This window comes from Paenibacillus nasutitermitis (genome assembly GCF_014641075.1).
GTDB classification, from domain to species: domain Bacteria; phylum Bacillota; class Bacilli; order Paenibacillales; family Paenibacillaceae; genus Paenibacillus_Z; species Paenibacillus_Z nasutitermitis.
This window is the reverse complement of record NZ_BMHP01000002.1, coordinates 781,289-800,664: the sequence shown is the minus strand read 5'-3', so window position 1 is coordinate 800,664 and position 19,376 is coordinate 781,289. Positions and strand designations below refer to the sequence as shown.

Here is a 19,376-nt window from a genome sequence, read left to right as displayed (position 1 = left end):
TGCGCTCCAAATTCCCTAGCTTCATTCAACCTTCTCGGTGCTGAATTTCGAACTTTTGAACTTTCATTTATATTTACAACATTTTAGAACACTCAATACACTAACGACTTAAATATTTAAACATTTTGATAAGGAGGTGATTTTCTTGGCAGTACGTATTCGTTTGAAACGTATCGGAGCGCACAAAGCGCCTTTCTACCGCGTAGTGGTATCCGATTCCCGTTCCCCGCGTGACGGTCGCTTTATTGAAGAGATCGGCACTTACAATCCGGTTTCCCAACCGGCTCAGGTGAACATTGATGAAGAGAAGGCATTGAAATGGCTTCAAAACGGAGCGCAAGCATCCGATACCGTTCGTAACCTGCTTTCCAAAGCCGGTGTTATGACGAAGCTTCATGAGCTGAAACTTCAGAAGTAGAACACTTTTACGGGGGGCCTAGACGATGAAGGATTTGATTCTTGTCATAGCTAAGGCTTTAGTGGATTACCCGGAGGATGTGCGCGTCGAGGTGAAGGAAGACGACCGCGGCACGGTCTATATGCTGTCGGTCCATGCCAGCGATATCGGCAAAGTGATCGGCAAGCAGGGACGTATTGCGAAAGCGCTGCGGACAGTGGTCACATCTGCTGCAGTGAAATCGCAAAAACGTGTCATGGTCGATATTATTTCATAGCAATCGTACATCGAGTGAGGGTTAGGACCAACATCCTAGCTCTTTTTTTTAAAATATACGCACGTCTAAGTTTTGACTTATACGAGGCTTATATTTCTAAGGGAATGGCAAAGCTGCAAAGGACGGCGATAGTCGTTTCTTCTTGAACGATTGGACAAAAGAAAGAGGACGGTTAGTAATATGGAACAAGGATGGTTAACGGTTGGCAAATTGGTCAACACACATGGTATCCGGGGCGAAGTAAAGGTGTTTTCCCAAACGGATTTTCCGGAGGAGCGTTTTGCGGCGGGCAGTCAGCTGACCTTGCGAAATCCGGAGACTCAGCAGAAGCTGACGGTGGAAATTGTGTCCGCACGGCCGCAGAAGAACATGTTCATCGTGAAGCTCAAAGGCTACGACAACATCAACGATGTTGAGAAATACAAAGGCTGGATCCTCTCCGTTACCAAAGATAATATGGTTGAATTGGAAGAGGGCGAATATTACCAGCATCAAATCATAGGATGCAGGGTCTTGACTGAGGAAGGCGAGGAGCTTGGCCTGATTACGGAAATTCTCGTTCCCGGCGCCAATGATGTCTGGGTCGTGCAGGAGCAGAAAATCAAAGGCAGGCAAATTCTCATCCCGGTCATTGATGACGTCCTTATGGATGTGAATGTGGAGACCAAAACGGTTACGGTACGGCTGATGGAAGGGTTGATTTAACGTTATGCGAATCGACGTATTAACCCTGTTCCCGGAAATGTTCGAAGGTGTATTCGGCGCCAGCATCCTGGGGAAGGCGCGCGACAAGGGCCTGGTGAGCCTGCAGGCGGTTAATTTTCGCGATTATGCCAATAATAAGCATAATACGGTCGATGATTACCCCTATGGCGGCGGCGGCGGGATGGTGCTTAAGCCCGAGCCGATATTCGCAGCCGTTGAGGACCTGATGCCCGAAGGATCGGAGCCTCCGCGGGTTATTCTGATGTGTCCGCAGGGAGAGACCTTCACGCAGCGGAAAGCTGAAGAGCTGTCGGCTGCCGAGCATCTTGTATTTGTGTGCGGCCATTATGAAGGTTACGATGAGCGCATCCGCCAGCATCTGGTGACGGATGAATTATCCATTGGCGACTATGTGCTGACAGGCGGCGAGCTGCCTGCGATGACCGTGATCGACAGTGTCGTCCGGCTGCTTCCCGGGGTACTTGGCAATGAGAATTCGGCAGTTACAGATTCTTTCAGCACAGGGCTGCTTGAATATCCGCATTATACGCGTCCGGCTGTTTTTCGCGATTATGCGGTTCCGGATGTGCTCCTGTCCGGCCATCATGCGAACGTGGATGCATGGAGGCGCGAGCAATCTCTCCTTCGTACGCTGCAGCGTCGTCCCGAGCTCCTGGAGCAGGCGGAGCTAAGCAAGAAGGAACGGGAGTGGTTACGCCGCCTGATGGCTGAACGGGAGTCTTTGGAAAAGGAATGAAAGCCTAAGGTCCCGGCGAAGCAGAAATGAAAATTGAGAAAAGACCAGAAACAAAAGCGTTGTTTTATACTCGCAGATGTGGTAAAATTTCTGGTGTTGCTTTTGTAAAGTCGGACGGTCCGCTACTAAGCGATGATCCGGTCCATATGAAGGGCCGATGAGCTTATATGAACGTCTATGGTGGAAGGAGTGATTACAATGAATCTAGTTCAACTGATTTCTCAAGAAAATTTACGTAGCGATCTTCCTAACTTTCGCCCGGGCGATACGTTGAAGGTACACGTTAAGGTTATCGAGGGAACGCGTGAGCGGATCCAGCTTTTCGAAGGCGTCGTTATTAAACGTCGCGGCGGCGGCATCAGCGAAACCTTTACCGTGCGTAAAATTTCGTATGGTGTAGGCGTGGAAAGAACGTTCCCGCTTAACTCGCCGAAGCTCGAGAAGATCGAAGTAATGCGTCGTGGTAAAGTTCGCCGCGCCAAATTGTATTATCTTCGCAGTCTTCGCGGTAAAGCTGCAAGAATTAAAGAAATTCGCTAATGAAACGACTGGAGAGGGGCTTGCTCAAACAAGTCCCTTTTCGTTTTTCAAAATATCAGGACACATAGGATTTGTTTGTTGACTGTGTTATCTTGATTGTATGGGATTTTTACCTGAACTTGCTGCAGAAGAGGGTGTAAATAATGGATCAACCGCATCGCCTTGGTGAGAATGGCAGGCCGAGTGATGAAACTACGACAAATTTGAATGAAACCCGCACTTCCGAACAGAAGGAAGGGGAAACGATAACCCCACCACCCAAGCAAGGCGGCAAGGCACAGAAGGAAGTTTTTGAATGGGTCAAGGCACTGGCGATAGCTGCGCTGCTGGTTATAGTCATCCGTTACTTTCTATTCGCTCCTTTTATTGTCGACGGTCCCTCCATGGAACCGAATTTCTACACGGGTGAGCGACTGATTGTAAACAAGATCATTTACGATATCCGCCAGCCGAAGCATGGCGAGGTCGTTGTTTTCCACGTCCCGGAGGAAAATCGTGATTTCATTAAACGGGTCATCGGCGTGCCTGGAGACAAAGTGAAGTATGATGGCGATAATTTGTACATAAATGGCGAGAAAGTGGAAGAGCCTTACTTGAAGGAGTCCATTGAGGCAGCCAAGGCAAAAGGCGAAATTTTCAATAGTCAGGGTTCGGAAAGTAATTTCCCGAATGGGAACTTCCAGACTGATATCGTGCCTGATGATACCATTCTGGCATTTGGCGACAATCGCCGGAACAGCCGGGACAGCCGGATGATCGGCTATGTATCGGACAAGCAGATTATAGGCAGAGCCGATGTGATCTTCTGGCCGATGAGCAAGATTACGTTTGTGAAACACGGATGAGGTGGCTTACAGCATGACAATTCAGTGGTTTCCCGGCCATATGACGAAGGCCCGGAGGCAAATACAAGAGAAGCTTAAATTAATCGACCTGACGATTGAGCTGTTGGATGCGCGTATTCCGATATCCAGCAGCAATCCGATGATTGACGAAATATTGAAAGGGAAGCCGCGGCTGATTGTGCTGAATAAAGCGGATCTGGCTGACAGCCGGACAACGGAACAGTGGATCGCTTATTTCAACAAAGCGGGACATGCCGCCATTTCCGTTGATTCCTCGACCGGGACGCGCGTGAATGAAATTCCGGTCCGCGCCAAACAAATTCTGCATGAAATGATTGCGCGGCAGATTTCCAAAGGTGTGAACCCGAGAGCGGTCCGTGGCCTTATTGTGGGCATACCCAATGTGGGGAAGTCTACGCTTATCAACCGGCTGGCTGGACGCCATATAGCCGCGACTGGGGATCGTCCCGGCGTCACCAAAGGGCAGCAGTGGATCAAGGTCGGTACAGAGATGGAGCTGCTGGATACGCCGGGGATATTATGGCCCAAGTTCGAGGACCCGTTGGTCGGGTACCGCCTTGCGATGACAGGGGCCATAAGAGAACAAATCCTCAACGTGGAGGATGTCGCTTTTTTTGCGGTCAAGGTATTAGCCAAGCGTTACTGGGACGCAACCTCAGAGCGGTTCGGGGTTACCGAACCTCCGAAGGATCTGGAAGATGCCGATGAAATCGTCCGGGTGATGGAGGATATCGGCCGCAAACGCGGCTGTCTGATCAGCGGAGGACGCGTCGATCTGGAGAAGGTATCCGGTATTATATTACGGGAGCTGCGTTCAGGCAGCCTGGGCCGTATATCACTGGAATCGCCGGAAGACCTGTTGTATTAAAGAACGGCCGCCTGGTTGATGAAGGCGGCCGTTTATGTTATTTGGGGAACTATCAATGGGGAATGAGCAGAAATGGGGAGAAGCGGATGCTGGAATTTGAGCAGCCCCTGTGGGAGCAGGGCTGTCCTTACATAGCCGGGATTGATGAAGTGGGAAGAGGATGTCTGTTTGGTGATGTGGTGGCTGCAGCCGTTATTTTGCCCGCAGGGCTGGTGCTGGAAGGCATTAACGATTCCAAAAAGCTGTCGGAGAAAAAACGCGAGGAGCTGTACGCCGTTATTATTGACCATGCGGCCGCATGGGCGGTATCCCGGGTGGATGCGGCGACGGTGGACGCCATTAATATCAAACAGGCGGCCCGCCTGGCCATGAAGCAGGCGGTTGCCATGCTCCAGATCCAGCCAGGCCATCTGTTGGTGGACGCGGAGAAGGTGGATTGCGATATTCCGCAGCTGGCGATCATCAAAGGCGATGCCAGAAGCCAGTCGATAGCCGCGGCTTCCATTTTGGCGAAGGTTACCCGCGACCGGCTTTGTGCGGGCGAATGGGATGCTTTGTACCCCGCTTATGGCATCGCTCTGCATAAAGGTTACGCGACGAAGCACCACCGGGAAAAGCTGCTGGAGTACGGCCCCAGTCCCATGCACCGCCAGTCGTTTCTGGGCAAGCTGTTTATGGAGCAGCAGGTATTATTTTAATATTTTTCATCGTGTGCGAAGAAGCAAAAGCGGATCTGATTTCAATAGCAGTTCCAACATGCTCCGATACAGGTTAATGCCCAAAGCGGATGAAGCCGATAATAATAGAACAGGTTTTTTCGATAGCGGTCCGGTCTGGAGAGACAGACACGGCCGGCATTTTACCGGTTACAAGGGAGGGAGCGGCAGCGGATGAATATCGGGCAATTGATGAGAGGACTGCTGGGCGAAACGCAGCCGGCAGAGAGCAAAGCGCTGGAGCTGAAGGTCGGCCAAATCGTACGCGGGGTTCTTCTTCAGGTAATGGACAATCAGGAAGCCCTTGTCCAGATCAACGGGGTCCAGGTCCGTGCCAAGCTGGAGGTGCCGCTGCAGCCCGGTCAATCCACGCTGCTGCAGGTGCAGCCGCAGTCCGGCGGTGGGACGCTTGTCCTGAAGCCCGTGGATCAGCAGGCGGCAGACTTGCCAGAGGGAACGCTGAAAGAGTGGGCGAAGGCGCTTGGCTTGCCTGACCAGAAATGGTCGCAGGCGCTGATTCGGGATTTGCGCGGTGAGAGCGCGGCATCCATGAAGGAGACCGCTGCGCAGTTTCAATTGGCCAAGGCCGCCATGCCTGCAGGCGGCGATGCGAAGTTATGGATGCAAGCAGCTGCGCTGGCGTTTAAGCGCGGACTGCCAATGACGGCAGCGACGATCGGCTCGCTGCAGCAGGTATTGACGGGCACGCAGGCGCATGCTCTTCTGGAAGCGCTGGAGCAGGGGCTTGCCGCCTGGAACGGCGGGAACGCAAGGACTGGCGCGGACGAGACGGCAGCGCCGCGTACGGCGGCGCAGGCGGCCGCAGCGAAGCTGCAGGCGCTGCTGCCCGAAGGGGCAGCGCTGATGCGCGCAGCGCAGAGCGCGGGCGGGGCGCAGCCGCCCGCTGCAGGGCAAGGCACGGGAGCGGCCGCCGCGCCCGGAGCGGGAGCCGCCGCAGCCGCGGCTGGAGCGGGCCCAGCGGAAGGAGCCGCAGCTCCCGCTGCGCGGAGCACAGCCGCGGCAGCTGCGCCGGTTCCCGGCAGCGCAGCAGGATCGGCCCCCGCACAGCCGGCTGCGGGGGGAACCGGGGTTGGCACCTCGGCAGCCGCAATAGGCGCCGGGCCTGCGTTTGCCGCGCAGCAGCTGGCCGCGGGCTCGCCGGCTCCAGCTGCCGGGCAGGCGCCTGGAACCGCTGCAGGCAGTGCGGACCCGGCGCAGCAAACCCCCGCTCCGGGGTCCCAGGAGTCTGCGGCGGGGCTAACCGCCAGCAATCCACAGCGCACCGGAAACTGGGTAGGCCAACTGGTTAAATGGCTTGGCGTCGATCACGAGCATCTTCTGGCGACAGCAAGCGGCCAGGCGCCAAAATCGGAAACGCCGGGGGCAAGTACGCAGTCTGCCAATGGCAAGGCGGCGGCATTCACGCCGCAGGAGAACGGCCAACTGGCTCCCCGCACGGGGTCGCCGGCGCCGGAGGGGCTTGTCCAGCTGGAGCGCGGAGGCGCCGGCACGATTTCCCTGGCGGACCACTCCCGTTCTCATGCCCCTGCTACACCGCAGGGCCAATTGGCATTCGAGGACAGCCCCTTGGCGGCAGCCCAGCCGTTCGGGGACAAGCTTGCGGCCGCGGATACGCTCAAAAGCGCGCTGCTGACGCTTGCGGCCGCGGACGATGTTCCTCAGGGGCTGAAGGATACTGCGCAGCAGCTCGTGCAGCATATTACCGGGCAGCAGCTCTTGCTGACGCCCGAGCGGACCGCTTCCCTGTTTTCCCATGTGACTCTGTTTATTCCCATGCAGGGGCAGGACGGCAGCCAAACTGCATCCGTGCATATCCAGACGCGCCGCGGCCGGAAGGGGGAGCTGGATGCGGATAACTGCCGGCTGCTCTTCGATTTGCGCATGAAGACGCTGGGTGAAACGGTTGTCGACGTACAGGTGGTCAATAAAATCGTCAGCCTGAACCTCTGGAATGACCATCCCGCCATCGCGGAACTTCTGGAAGATTCCCGCCTTGAAATGAACGAGGCCTTGCAGAAAGCCGGTTTTCAGCTGTTGTCCCTGCGATCAACTCCGATGCCGGACAGAAGCCTGCAGGCTCACGGCAACGACGAGTCGCCACATGATGGCGCAGCGGTTGCCTTTCCCGCTTGGTCCTCGAAGCCATACAAAGGAGTGGACTTCCGGGCATGAAACAAAAAACAGACACGGAAAGAGTCAAGAAAGCGGTAGCTCTTAAATATGAGCCGGGCGAGCGCCAGGCTCCTGTCGTCATCGCCAAAGGTAGCGGTTCGATAGCGGAAGCGATTCTAGGCAAAGCGGCAGAGAACGGGATCCCCGTCCAGCAGGATTCCTCTCTGGTCGAGGTGCTCTCCAAGCTGGATATCGACCAGGAAATCCCCCCGGAGTTGTATACGCTGGTTGCGGAAATATTATCCTTCGTATACCGCTCGGACCGAAAAGCGGGGGAGATTCGGAAATGAGCGAAAATGATGGACCTGTCCCTGGTCCGCCCAAACGCGATGACAGAGGGAAGACCGGAAGGCAGGGCGAGACAGCTGCAGCAGAATATTTGCTGAAATGCGGTTATACGATCCTGCACCGCAACTGGCGGTGCCGCTTCGGAGAGCTGGATATCATCGCCCTGCAAGGCGGGGAGCTTGTTTTCGTGGAAGTCAGAACAAGAAAAAGCGGAGGTCGCTTCGGGACGGCGGCGGAATCTGTGGATGCGCGCAAACAGCGGCAGGTCAGAACGATCGCGGCGTTTTATTTGCAGACGTTCAGGCTGCATGGAAAGCCTGTCCGTTTCGACGTGGTGGCCATTACAGTAGATTGGCGGAGCGCAGCCGTTGTGGAGCTGAAACATATCGAAGCGGCATTCTAGAAGAGCGCTGATCAGCCTCCGGCATTAACCAGATCAGGTCGTTTGCCGGAGGCTGATTGCTGTCTGCTGCGATTGGAACACACCGGAAATCGAAGGGCAGCTGCGCGCTACAGAATTTGCAGATTACGGTCAAGGCTGCGGTATCCGATTGCTTCTGCTATATGCTCTGCCTGCACAAGGTCAGACTGCTCAATATCGCTGATGGTCCGAGCGAGCTTCAATATCCGGTCATGGGCGCGCAAGCTGACGCCAAGCGTATCAAAAGCCAGCTTAAGCATCTGGCCGGCTTCCCCCGTCAACGCCACAGCTTGCCGGAGTGATTCCCCCGCAAGATCGTTGATGGGAAGAAGGCCTTCCATCCGCTGCCGTCTGCGGGCGCAGGCATCCAGAACGATGGCACGCATTTGGAGCGAGTTCATCCCTCTTGTCAGCCCCTCGGAGCTGGAGGGCCGTGGCACCTCGATATGCATATCGATGCGGTCTAGCAGCGGGCCCGATATTTTGGTACGGTAGCGGGTTATTTGCAGGTGGCTGCACAGACAGCGCTGATCATCCGTTTCATGACCGTAATATCCGCATGCGCAAGGATTCATCGAAGCTGCCAGGAGAAAGCGCGCCGGAAAACGGAATACCGCTCTGGACCGGGCGATGGTGACTTCGCGATCCTCAAGCGGTTGCCTGAGCACCTCGAGCGCGGACCTGGTAAACTCGGGAAGCTCGTCAAGAAAAAGTACCCCATGATGGGCGAGCGTCACTTCACCGGGCCTCGGGATAGAGCCGCCGCCGATTAGTCCGGCGGCGGAAATGGTATGATGAGGGGTCCGGAATGGCCTCTCCATGATCAATGCCGGCCCTCTACTTCCCAGCTTTCCGGCGGCGCTGTAAATTTTGGTCACCTGAAGCGCTTCGGATTCCTCCAAAGGAGGCATAATGCCGGGAAGCCTGCGGGCAAGCATGGTTTTACCGGTGCCCGGTGGACCGGACAAAAGAACATTATGCTGGCCGACAGCGGCAATGAGCAGCGCGCGCTTGGCGTGGTGCTGGCCCAGAACATCGCCGTAATCGCCTTGGGCAAATACCTGGTCTCCCGCGCCTGCCTGCTGTCGGCGGGATTGATGAGCCGTATCGGCGTCATAGCGCAAGGCTTCCCAATTATGAGGAAGCTCCCCGCTTGCTCCTGAGACGGAGAGCTCCTTGAGATGGCTGATAGCGAACAGCTCCAGACCTTCGAGGCAAGCTGCTTCCGCCGCATTGCTCAAAGGAAGGAGAACCCGCCCCAAACCTTTTGTCCTGGCCTGTTCGACCATGGCAAGCACCCCCGGAACCGGCCTGATTTCCCCGCTGAGAGACAATTCGCCCAGTATGAGAGTGCCCTGGTACAGCTCAGAGGGAAGCTGCCCGCTTGCGGATAGAATGCCTGCGGCAATTGCCAGGTCAAAAGCGGTGCCTTCCTTGCGCAGGTCCGCCGGGGCAAGATTAACGGTAATACGCTCCATGGGAAACTTGAATCCGCAGTTTTTGACGGCGGCTCTTACCCGCTCGATGGATTCGCGAACCGCCGGATCAGGGAGTCCGACTACGTTTACCTGAGGCAAACCATTAGCGATATCGACCTCCACCGTGATTAATCTGCCTTCCACTCCGTAAACACTGGCGCTGAACATGCTGCCATACATACAAAAATACACCTCCATCATAGTATCGGATGAAGGTGCTTCCTCACGAGTCCGTATCGATTTCTTTATCCTCTCATATTAGTTCAACCACCCGTAAGCTGTCAATAATCGCTCTTTTGCGAGCAATAAAGCAGCTTGCAGAAGCGATATAATCCCGGGAATAGGCTATAATACGAATGGCCGAATTTATAGGTTCAATTCACTCATTTTTTTGGTCTATTGCTCCTGATTCCATCTCGTTTCGAGATGGTACTAATATCAAAAAGGCTCGATCTTTATCACAAATAATTAGGAAAGCCTTGAGGAAACGTGCTACAATAGGAAGGGTTTATGCGGAAGACAAGAGAAAACGCTTTGTGCTTCTATAAAGGGGCGGGCAAGTTTTTTTCTCGCGGAAATATAAGCAAGGACCAGGCAGTCCTGATTATCGGACGAAGCCGCCCGGCTGCACTTTGCTTGTTATTCTTTTGTCTACATATCGTAGGATTTGACTGCGGATAGGAGGATTCTCGTAATGAATATCCATGAGTATCAAGGTAAAGCGCTTTTGAAACAGTACGGGGTCGTCGTTCCAGAGGGTAAAGTAGCGTTTTCTGTCGATGAAGCGGTAGAAGCTGCCAAGGATCTCGGAACACAGATTGTAGTGGTTAAAGCTCAAATCCACGCAGGTGGACGCGGTAAAGCGGGCGGCGTCAAGGTCGCTAAGAATCTGGACGAGGTACGTGCCTATGCAAGCGAAATTCTAGGCAAAGTGCTGGTTACTCACCAGACCGGGCCAGAAGGCAAAGAAGTGAAGCGCCTGCTCATCGAGCAAGGCTGCGACATTAAGAAAGAATATTACGTCGGCGTCGTCGTCGACCGCGTTACAGGCCGTATTGTTATGATGGCTTCCGAAGAGGGCGGAACGGAGATTGAAGAAGTCGCCGAGCATTCCCCGGAAAAAATCTTCAAGGAAGTTATTGATCCGGCAATCGGTCTTGCGCCGTTCCAGGCGAAGAAGCTTGCATATGCCATCAATATTCCGAACGAACTGGTCAACAAAGCAGCCAAGTTCATGCTTGCTCTTTATGAGGCTTTTGTGGACAAGGACTGCTCGATTGCCGAAATCAATCCGCTGGTTGTTACAGGAGACGGCAATGTTATGGCGCTTGACGCCAAACTGAATTTTGATTCCAATGCGCTATACCGTCACAAGGATATCCTGGAGCTTCGCGATTTGGACGAAGAGGATGCCAAAGAAATCCAGGCTTCCAAATTCGATCTGAGCTATATTGCCCTGGATGGCAATATTGGCTGCATGGTCAATGGCGCTGGACTTGCGATGGCAACAATGGATATTATCAAATATTATGGCGGAGACCCGGCCAACTTCCTTGATGTAGGGGGCGGTGCCACCAAAGAAAAAGTAACGGAAGCCTTCAAAATCATCCTTTCCGATGAAAAAGTGAAGGGCATTTTCGTTAACATTTTTGGCGGCATCATGAAGTGCGACATCATTGCTGATGGCGTCATTGCAGCTGCCAAGGATCTGGGTCTGGATCGTCCGCTCGTTGTCCGGCTTGAAGGAACAAATGTGGAGCTGGGCAAAAAAATGCTCAATGAATCCGGATTGAACATCGTGGCCGCAGACTCCATGGCCGACGGCGCACAAAAAATCGTCGCGCTGGTGAAGTAGTCTTTTTTCTAAGAAGAAATATAGGTTTCCCGCTCTTGGCGGCGGAGCAGGTTTCTTCATACTGAAATATCAGATTGCGGATGCAGGGTCTGGTATTCTCATAAAGCATTGCGGCATACGAATTCATTTTAGGGGATGTGAGTTTCCATGAGTATTTTGGTAGACAAGAATACAAAAGTGATCACCCAAGGTATTACAGGCGCTACAGGGCTGTTTCATGCGAAAGGCGCCCTTGAATACGGCACTCAGATGGTCGGCGGCGTAACGCCGGGCAAAGGCGGCACAAACGTGGATATTACGCTTGAAAACGGCAAGGTTGTTTCCCTGCCGGTATTCAATACCGTAGCTGAAGCTGTTGCCAAAACAGGCGCAACGGCATCTGTTATCTATGTTCCACCGGCATTTGCGGCTGATTCCATTCTGGAAGCGATAGACGCTGAGCTGGATTTGGTCATTTGTATTACAGAAGGCATACCGGTCATTGATATGATCAAGGTAAGCCGGTATCTGGAAGGACGCAAAACCCGTCTGATCGGTCCCAACTGTCCAGGCGTTATTACTCCCGACGAGTGCAAAATCGGGATTATGCCCGGCTACATTCATACAAAAGGCCACGTTGGCGTCGTCTCACGGAGCGGAACGCTTACTTATGAAGCGGTTCATCAGCTGACGACTCGCGGCATCGGACAATCTTCAGCAATCGGTATCGGCGGAGATCCTGTCAAAGGATCCGAGTTTATCGATATTCTGGATATGTTCAATCAGGATCCCGATACCTATGCGGTTATTATGATCGGGGAGATCGGCGGTTCGGCCGAGGAAGAAGCGGCCGAGTGGGTTAAAGCCAACATGAAGAAGCCTGTCGTTGGTTTCATCGGCGGCGCAACGGCGCCTCCGGGCAAACGGATGGGTCATGCCGGCGCGATCATTTCCGGCGGAAAAGGGACAGCAGCTGAAAAAATTGCGACTCTCGAGAAATGCGGCATCAAAGTTGCACCTACACCTTCGGAAATGGGTTCAACCTTGGTAAGCGTACTGGAAGAGCAAGGTCTTCTGGAGAAATGCACCACCAAAAAATAAGCTTTTTCTCACGAAACAGGACATGAATGCAATTGATAGGACAGGTCCAGGTTCATTTGAATAAGCTTTATCTGAAGGTAAGCAACCTTTCGTCAGCCCTTACAGGGCCCGAAAGGTTGCTTTTTTTGTTTCTATTATTCAACAGCGGCTTGCATTCTGATTCCATGTCGAGCAAAATAGGGTAAGGATGTGAGCCCGCTAACGAAGGGGCGACGATGACATGTTCAAGGACAGCTTTAATGAAGAGATACGAAGAGAATTACTGATTACCCTGCATGAAACACCGGGTATTGGCTGGCATACCATTCAGAAAGCGGCTGCATTCGGCGCCTGGTCTTCCTATCAACGGTTTACGGAGGAAGCCTGGTGCTCGTCTGTCGGGCTCAAACCGGAACAGGCGAAGAAAGTGACGGCTGCTTTCCGGCAAATGGACGCCGCAGCCCGCAGCGCTCGAATGGAACAGCTTGGTGTTAAAGTACTGACATCTTTCGATTCCGGTTATCCAGAGCTTCTGGCACAAACGCCGCAGCCTCCCTGGGTATTGTACATGATAGGACGAATAGAATTGTTGTACCGTCCCACGATGGCAATCGTAGGCACGAGAGGCCCTACGGCATACGGGAGACGGGCCGCAGCCGATATGGCAAGTCAACTGTCGGAGCGGGGCCTGACTGTGGTCAGCGGGCTCGCAAGGGGCATTGACAGCATTGCCCATGAAGGAGCCCTGCCCCTTGCGGGAGGAACCATAGCTGTTCTGGGTACACCTGCCGACAAGATTTATCCAGCCGAGAACCGGTCGCTTTACCGTGAGATCGGTTATGGCGGAAATGGATTGATTGTGTCGGAGGTACCATTTGGAACACCCTTTCATCGGGGGCTGTTCCCGCTGCGCAACCGCATCATCGCGGGTTTGTCGCTCGGTACGATCGTCATTGAAGCGGCGGAAAGAAGCGGTTCGCTCATTACGGCTGATCAAGCCTTTGATATGTCCAGAGAGGTGTTTGCCATTCCGGGGCCGATCTCATCGCCCAAAAGCGAAGGCACAAATAAGCTTATCCGCACAGGAACCGCGAAGCTCGTCTCCACTGTCGCCCATGTGCTTGAAGAATATGAAGGGAGATTGGATCTTCCACTTCATGGAAGCGCGGATGACAGAAGCCGCAAGATGTCCGGGTCCTCTGCGCTTACGGATCATGAGGCTTTTATATGCCGTCTGCTGCAGGAAAAACCTCTCTCTACGGATGAACTGCATGTGTTGACCTCGTTCCCTTTTGGACTTTTACATGCAACTCTGATAAATTTAACTTTAAAACATATGATTGAACAGCATCCTGGTTCCATATATAGTGTTAGGTAATATGCAGCAGAAAGGGGGACGCATGAATGGCGGATTCACTAGTAATCGTCGAATCACCGGCAAAAGCGAAGACGATCGGAAAATATTTAGGCAGCAAATTTATTGTAAAAGCGTCAATGGGACATATACGCGATTTGCCGAAAAGCCAAATCGGCGTTGAGGTCGAAAATGACTTTAATCCCAAATATATCACGATCCGCGGCAAAGGCAGCGTTCTCAAAGAGTTAAAGGACGCCAGCAAGAAAGTGAAGAAAGTTTATCTTGCGGCTGACCCGGATCGCGAAGGGGAAGCAATCGCTTGGCATTTGGCGCATTACCTGGAAATCAACGAAGGCGATTCCTGCCGCGTCGTATTTAATGAAATTACCAAGCAGGCGGTTAAGGATGCGTTCAAAACACCGCGGCCGATTAACATGGATCTGGTGAATGCCCAACAGGCGCGCCGGATATTGGACCGTCTTGTCGGCTACAAGATCAGTCCGCTGCTTTGGAAGAAGGTAAAAAAAGGACTTTCCGCTGGACGGGTGCAATCCGTTGCAGTGAAGCTGATCATTGATCGTGAGAATGAAATCGATGCGTTCATCCCCGAGGAATATTGGACGATTACTACGCAGCTGAAGCATGGCGATGCAGCATTCGAAGCCAAGTTTCATTCTCTGAACGGCGAGAAGAAGGAGCTCGGGAGTGAGCAGGACGTCAAAGAGGTAATTCTTGCAATGGGTGACTCCGCATATACCGTTGCGGAAGTGAAAGAAAAGGAGAGACTGCGTAATCCCGCGCCCCCGTTCATTACAAGCTCGCTGCAGCAGGAAGCTGCGCGCAAGCTTGGTTACCGCGCTTCCAAGACGATGTCGGTAGCCCAGCAGCTTTATGAAGGAGTTGAGCTCGGCAAGGAAGGTACGGTTGGTCTTATCACGTATATGCGTACCGATTCGACCCGTATTTCACCGGTAGCCCAGGAAGAAGCCAAGGGTTATATCGAGGAGAAATACGGCTCTTCCTTTGCGCCGGATCAGCCTCGCATATACAGCAAAAAAAACAGCAATGCCCAGGATGCGCATGAAGCGGTCAGACCGACTTCTGTGCTCCGCGATCCCGATTCCATGAAAGAATATCTGAGCCGCGATCAGTTTCGTTTATACAAGCTGGTTTGGGAGCGGTTTGTGGCCAGTCAAATGACATCGGCGGTATTGGATACGATGACGGTGGATCTGAACGTGGGAGCGGCCGTATTCCGGGCGAACGGCTCCAAAGTGAAGTTTCAGGGTTTTATGAAAATTTACGTTGAAGGCAATGACGATGGGGCCACGGATGAAGAGAAGTTTCTTCCTCCGCTTGCAGTCGGCGACGTCGCCGAGCCGGAAGCCGTAGATCCCAAGCAGCATTTCACACAGCCGCCCCCGCGTTTTACGGAAGCACGCCTTGTGCGTACGATGGAGGAAGTTGGAATTGGACGTCCAAGCACTTACGCTCCTACCCTGGAAACGATACAAAAGCGCGGCTATGTGGCGATGGAAGAGAAGAAATTTATCCCCACGGAGCTTGGTGATCTGGTCATCCAGTTGATGGAGGAGTTTTTCCCGGAAATCCTTAATGCCGAATTTACCGCTCATATGGAAGAGGATCTTGACCATGTCGAGGATGGCAAAGAGGATTGGGTACGCGTGCTCGCATCCTTCTACGAATCATTCGAGAAACGGTTGGAAGTTGCCGAAGAAGAAATGAAGGAAATCGAAATTCAGGATGAAGTATCCGATGAAATTTGCGAGAAATGCGGCCGTCATCTGGTGTATAAAATGGGACGTTTCGGTAAATTTCTTGCCTGCTCGGGATTTCCGGAATGCCGCAATACCAAACCGATTGTCAAGGATATTGGCGTTTCCTGTCCGAAATGCGCTGTCGGTAAAATTATTGAAAGACGGAGCAAAAAAGGGCGCTTCTTCTATGGCTGCGATCAGTACCCTGGCTGCGATTATGTCTCATGGGATAAACCATCCATAAAGCCTTGTCCGCAGTGTGCCGGCTTGATGGTAGAGAAACGCAACAGAAGCGGAGCTCGCCTTCAATGTACGCAATGCGACCACACAGAAGAGGTATTGGAAGATCAGGATCAGGCTGAATAACAATAGATCGCAAATGCATTCAGGAAAGGATGGTAAGTTCATTGTCCGAAATACAACGCGTTACAGTCATCGGAGCGGGATTGGCCGGAAGCGAGGCGGCCTGGCAGATTGCATCGATGGGTGTACCGGTAACCTTGTACGAAATGAGACCGCAAACCCAGACGCCGGCACATCATACCAATCAATTTGCGGAGCTTGTATGCAGCAACAGTCTGCGGGCGAACGGGCTTGCCAATGCGGTAGGCGTTCTGAAAGAAGAGATGAGGCGCCTGAATTCGCTTATACTGGATAGTGCCGATCTGCATGCGGTCCCCGCCGGGGGAGCGCTTGCCGTCGACCGCGACGGTTTCTCGGGAGAGGTAACCAAACGATTGCATGAGCATCCCCTTGTTGAGGTGCGCTGCGAAGAAGTGACGGATATCCCGGCCGAAGGAATCGTGGTGATCGCGACAGGACCTTTAACCGCACCCAAGCTGTCCGGGCAAATTCAGGAGCTGATGGGTCAGGAGTACTTTTATTTCTACGATGCCGCCGCGCCAATCGTGGAGAAAGACTCGATCGATATGAGCAAGGTATATTTGGCTTCCCGGTACGATAAAGGAGAAGCGGCTTACCTCAATTGCCCCATGACGGAGGAAGAGTTCGAAATCTTCTATGAAGCCCTTATCACAGCGGAAAAAGCTGAAGTGAAGGAATTTGAGCAAGAGCAATATTTTGAAGGCTGTATGCCTGTTGAAGTGATTGCCAGCCGCGGCAAGCAGACCTTGCTTTTCGGTCCGATGAAGCCTGTCGGTCTCGTTAATCCGCATACTGGCAAGCTGCCCCATGCTGTGGTTCAACTGCGGCAAGATAATGCGGCGGGCACCCTTTATAATCTGGTCGGGTTCCAGACCCATCTCAAATGGGGCGAACAAAAACGCGTCCTTTCTTTAATACCAGGTCTTGCGCAGGCCGAATTCGTGCGTTTCGGGGTGATGCACCGCAATACGTTCATCAATTCGCCAAAGCTGCTCAAACCCACGTATCAGCTGATTAACCGGGAAACCTTATTTTTCGCAGGTCAAATGACCGGGGTGGAAGGGTATGTGGAGTCGGCGGCATCAGGCTTGATCGCTGGTCTGAATGCCGGAAGGCTGGCGAAAGGAATGGACCCGCTCATCTTCCCGGCGGATACGACACTCGGCAGCATGGCCCAGTATATAACGACCGCCGATTTCAAGCATTTTCAGCCGATGAATGCGAATTTCGGGTTATTCCCGTCTCTTGAGAAACGGGTTCGCAGCAAGAAAGAAAAAAATGAAGCGATCGCGACGCGGGCGCTCGATCAACTGGCACAGTTTAAAGATCAATACATAACCGGCGCGCCAGCAGGCGTTCCCGGCGAATAGGCTTTAGAGGGCTTCATGACCGATAAGAGGAAATGAAATAAGGGGATGATTCTGATGGAAATGCAGTTTCATGCGACGACGATCTGTGCGGTCCGCCATAATGGCAAAGGAGCCATTGCAGGAGATGGTCAGGTAACTTTCGGCAACAGCATGGTTATGAAACATCAGGCGAAGAAGGTCCGCCGGTTGTATCGCGGCCAGGTAGTGGCGGGATTCGCCGGATCCGTGGCTGACGCGATCGCATTGTTCGAAAAATTCGAAACCAAGCTGGAGGAGCATCACGGCAATTTGCAGCGCTCAGCCGTCGAGCTGGCCAAAGACTGGCGCTCGGACCGCGTGCTCCGCAAGCTGGAGGCTATGATGATCGTAATGGATGCAACGGGTATGCTGTTGATTTCCGGAGGCGGCGAGATCATTGAACCGGATGACGGCATATTGGCAATCGGCTCGGGAGGCAGCTTTGCCCTTGCAGCCGCGCGTGCGCTCACTCAGCATGCCACACAGCTGGAGGCCAAGGATATGGCCAGGTCTGCACTGGAGATTGCTGCAGATATTTGTGTATTTACGAACCGCAACATTATTGTAGAAGAAATTTAAGCAGCGCGGCCCGTGAGAGGTCCTATGTGGAGGGATAATCGATGGTAAACGAAGCGATGACGCCGAGGCAAATCGTCACGGAACTGGATAAATATATTGTAGGTCAAAAGCAGGCGAAACGATCGGTGGCCGTTGCACTGCGCAACCGCTACCGCAGAAATCTTCTGGATGAGACTTTGCGCGACGAAATTGTGCCCAAAAATATTTTGATGATCGGTCCGACGGGCGTCGGGAAAACCGAGATCGCAAGACGTTTGGCAAAGCTTGTCAATGCGCCGTTCGTGAAAGTGGAAGCAACCAAATTCACTGAAGTCGGGTATGTTGGCCGTGATGTGGAATCCATGGTCCGTGATCTCGTGGAGACCTCGATTCGGATGGTCAAAGCCGAAAAGACCGAACAGGTCCGGGATCGTGCGGAAGAGCTGGCCAATGAACGCATCGTGTCGATGCTGGTGCCCAGTGCGTCCAAATCCAAATCGCAGAAGAACCCGCTGGAAATGTTGTTCGGCGGAAATGCGGGAACCAAGGAACCGCAAGAGGAGCCACAGGAAAGCGAATCCGTGCTGGATCGCAGAAAACAGGTAAAAGAGCAGCTTATGGCAGGCAAGCTGGAGAAGGAAGTCATCGAAATCGAAGTGGAGGATACGTCTCCCAATATGCTTGACATGCTCTCTGGCCAAGGCAACGAAGGAATGGGCATGGGGATGAACATCCAGGAGATGTTCGGCCAGCTGATGCCGAAACGGACGAAGAAAAGAAAGCTGCCTGTAAAAGAAGCGCGCAAGGCGCTTACGCAGGAAGAAGCCAATAAATTGATCGACATGGACGATGTCATTTCAGAATCAGTAACCCGTGCCGAGCAATCAGGTATTATTTTTATCGATGAAATTGACAAAATCGCCAGCGGCTCGCGGGGCTCTGGCCCGGATGTTTCGCGCGAAGGCGTTCAACGTGATATTTTGCCAATCGTTGAAGGGTCGACGGTAATGACAAAGTACGGTCCGGTCAAAACAGATTTTGTGTTATTTATTGCCGCCGGCGCGTTTCATATTGCCAAACCTTCCGATCTTATTCCGGAGCTTCAGGGCAGATTTCCGATTCGGGTAGAGCTGACCAACCTGACGCTTGAAGATTTTGTGAAGATCTTAACAGAGCCCAAAAATGCGCTAACGACACAGTATACGGCCCTTCTCGAAACGGAAGGCATTCGGATTGAGTTCTCGGAAGAAGCGATTCAGGAGCTGGCATCCATTGCCGCAGAGGTAAACAAGAATACGGAGAATATCGGTGCCCGCAGGCTGCATACCGTACTCGAAAAGCTGCTCGAGGATCTGTCTTTTGAAGCTCCTGAGCTTTCCCTGGACGAGATGACCATCACACCGGAATATGTACGGGAGAAGCTGGGCAACATTGCGAAAAACAGAGATTTGAGTCAATATATTTTGTAAAGGCTCGGAGTGGAAAGTAGGA

At 53.0% G+C, this 19,376-nt stretch carries 19 protein-coding genes; 18 read left to right on the top strand and 1 reads right to left on the bottom strand.

Annotation, left to right across the window (positions count from 1 at the left end; genetic code table 11):
• The first annotated feature begins 145 nt into the window (after positions 1–145).
• The 11 genes from rpsP to IEY46_RS13690 all read left to right on the top strand — a co-directional run bounded on the left by rpsP (position 146) and on the right by IEY46_RS13690 (position 8,010).
• On the top strand, positions 146–418 hold the full coding sequence (rpsP, locus tag IEY46_RS13745; protein WP_188992563.1) for a 30S ribosomal protein S16: 273 nt from the start codon (positions 146–148) through the stop codon (positions 416–418).
• Between the two features lie 25 nt (positions 419–443).
• The gene (locus tag IEY46_RS13740; protein WP_188992562.1) at positions 444–674 is read left to right on the top strand and encodes a KH domain-containing protein; all 231 of its coding nucleotides are present in this window, start codon (positions 444–446) and stop codon (positions 672–674) included.
• Positions 675–854: 180 nt separating this feature from the next.
• Complete coding sequence (gene rimM / locus IEY46_RS13735) at positions 855–1,379, top strand: ribosome maturation factor RimM (RefSeq protein WP_188992561.1); 525 nt, start codon at positions 855–857, stop codon at positions 1,377–1,379.
• A 4-nt stretch (positions 1,380–1,383) separates the two neighbouring features.
• Entirely contained in the window at positions 1,384–2,136 is a 753-nt protein-coding gene (gene trmD / locus IEY46_RS13730) for a tRNA (guanosine(37)-N1)-methyltransferase TrmD (protein ID WP_188992560.1), read from the top strand.
• Positions 2,137–2,334: 198 nt separating this feature from the next.
• The gene (gene rplS / locus IEY46_RS13725; RefSeq protein WP_188992559.1) at positions 2,335–2,676 is read left to right on the top strand and encodes a 50S ribosomal protein L19; all 342 of its coding nucleotides are present in this window, start codon (positions 2,335–2,337) and stop codon (positions 2,674–2,676) included.
• Positions 2,677–2,819: 143 nt separating this feature from the next.
• Positions 2,820–3,521, top strand: a complete 702-nt coding sequence (gene lepB / locus IEY46_RS13720; protein ID WP_188992558.1) for a signal peptidase I — start codon at positions 2,820–2,822, stop codon at positions 3,519–3,521.
• 13 nt (positions 3,522–3,534) lie between these two features.
• Positions 3,535–4,410 (top strand): ribosome biogenesis GTPase YlqF, encoded by an 876-nt coding sequence (gene ylqF, locus IEY46_RS13715; protein WP_188992557.1) that lies wholly within the window; start codon positions 3,535–3,537, stop codon positions 4,408–4,410.
• 86 nt (positions 4,411–4,496) lie between these two features.
• Positions 4,497–5,108, top strand: coding sequence for a ribonuclease HII (rnhB, locus tag IEY46_RS13710; RefSeq protein ID WP_188993818.1), 612 nt, complete (start codon positions 4,497–4,499; stop codon positions 5,106–5,108).
• Positions 5,109–5,300: 192 nt separating this feature from the next.
• Entirely contained in the window at positions 5,301–7,319 is a 2,019-nt protein-coding gene (gene fliK / locus IEY46_RS13700) for a flagellar hook-length control protein FliK (protein WP_188992555.1), read from the top strand.
• Positions 7,316–7,609 carry an EscU/YscU/HrcU family type III secretion system export apparatus switch protein gene (locus tag IEY46_RS13695; protein ID WP_188992554.1) on the top strand — a complete coding sequence of 98 codons (294 nt, stop codon included), beginning with the start codon at positions 7,316–7,318 and terminating at the stop codon, positions 7,607–7,609. Before fliK ends, IEY46_RS13695 begins: the two co-directional genes overlap by 4 nt.
• Positions 7,606–8,010, top strand: a complete 405-nt coding sequence (locus IEY46_RS13690) for a YraN family protein (RefSeq protein ID WP_188992553.1) — start codon at positions 7,606–7,608, stop codon at positions 8,008–8,010. The genes IEY46_RS13695 and IEY46_RS13690 overlap by 4 nt, the downstream gene beginning before the upstream one ends.
• Positions 8,011–8,117: 107 nt before the next feature.
• On the opposite strand, the gene IEY46_RS13685 is transcribed toward IEY46_RS13690, so the two are convergent.
• Positions 8,118–9,686 carry a YifB family Mg chelatase-like AAA ATPase gene (locus tag IEY46_RS13685; RefSeq protein WP_188992552.1) on the bottom strand — a complete coding sequence of 523 codons (1,569 nt, stop codon included), beginning with the start codon at positions 9,684–9,686 and terminating at the stop codon, positions 8,118–8,120.
• A 514-nt stretch (positions 9,687–10,200) separates the two neighbouring features.
• On the opposite strand from IEY46_RS13685, the gene sucC reads away from it, so the two are divergent.
• The 7 genes from sucC to hslU all read left to right on the top strand — a co-directional run bounded on the left by sucC (position 10,201) and on the right by hslU (position 19,354).
• Entirely contained in the window at positions 10,201–11,361 is a 1,161-nt protein-coding gene (gene sucC, locus IEY46_RS13680; protein WP_188992551.1) for an ADP-forming succinate--CoA ligase subunit beta, read from the top strand.
• 147 nt (positions 11,362–11,508) lie between these two features.
• A complete protein-coding gene (gene sucD / locus IEY46_RS13675) occupies positions 11,509–12,441 on the top strand; it encodes a succinate--CoA ligase subunit alpha (protein ID WP_188992550.1) in 933 nt (310 codons plus the stop codon).
• 220 nt (positions 12,442–12,661) lie between these two features.
• Positions 12,662–13,798: a DNA-processing protein DprA gene (gene dprA, locus IEY46_RS13670; protein ID WP_188992549.1), complete on the top strand. Its 1,137-nt coding sequence runs from the start codon at positions 12,662–12,664 to the stop codon at positions 13,796–13,798.
• A 26-nt stretch (positions 13,799–13,824) separates the two neighbouring features.
• Entirely contained in the window at positions 13,825–15,921 is a 2,097-nt protein-coding gene (gene topA, locus IEY46_RS13665) for a type I DNA topoisomerase (protein ID WP_188992548.1), read from the top strand.
• 41 nt (positions 15,922–15,962) lie between these two features.
• Positions 15,963–17,309, top strand: coding sequence for an FADH(2)-oxidizing methylenetetrahydrofolate--tRNA-(uracil(54)-C(5))-methyltransferase TrmFO (gene trmFO, locus IEY46_RS13660; protein WP_188992547.1), 1,347 nt, complete (start codon positions 15,963–15,965; stop codon positions 17,307–17,309).
• A 54-nt stretch (positions 17,310–17,363) separates the two neighbouring features.
• Positions 17,364–17,906 (top strand): ATP-dependent protease subunit HslV, encoded by a 543-nt coding sequence (gene hslV / locus IEY46_RS13655; RefSeq protein ID WP_188992546.1) that lies wholly within the window; start codon positions 17,364–17,366, stop codon positions 17,904–17,906.
• Between the two features lie 41 nt (positions 17,907–17,947).
• Positions 17,948–19,354, top strand: coding sequence for an ATP-dependent protease ATPase subunit HslU (hslU, locus tag IEY46_RS13650; RefSeq protein WP_188992545.1), 1,407 nt, complete (start codon positions 17,948–17,950; stop codon positions 19,352–19,354).
• Positions 19,355–19,376: the final 22 nt, after the last annotated feature.